Source organism: Achromobacter sp. SIMBA_011 (assembly GCF_046535435.1).
Taxonomy (GTDB): Bacteria; Pseudomonadota; Gammaproteobacteria; order Burkholderiales; family Burkholderiaceae_B; genus Achromobacter; species Achromobacter dolens.
The window spans coordinates 1-276 of the sequence record NZ_JAWRWN010000373.1; the positions used below are offsets into that span (position 1 = coordinate 1).

The window sequence follows — 276 nt, forward strand, 5'->3', positions numbered from 1 at the left end:
GGCGTCGCGTACTGGAATGGCAGTTGCAGGACCGGGTTCGGAATCGCGTCAGCAACCCGGATACCGGCCTTGGCGGTGCCCCACTGCGCTCGCGCGATATCCAGCGCCGGGCTGTAATACCAGGCCGCCAGGGTCAGCATCTCGCGGTTCCAGCGCGCCGGCGGCCATGATTGAACGTCGTGCCCGAGTTCGTGCGCGAGGTACGTACGCAGCCCGTCGCTCGCGAGCGAGCGCTCCTCGAACTGTCGAGCCATCTGGGCCGACGCGATCGGCTGC

The 276-nt window shown here is 68.1% G+C and carries 1 pseudogene; it reads right to left on the minus strand.

The features are described 5' to 3' along the window. Nucleotides 1-276: pseudogene (locus SB816_RS31345) on the minus strand (TolC family protein); the annotation flags it as partial.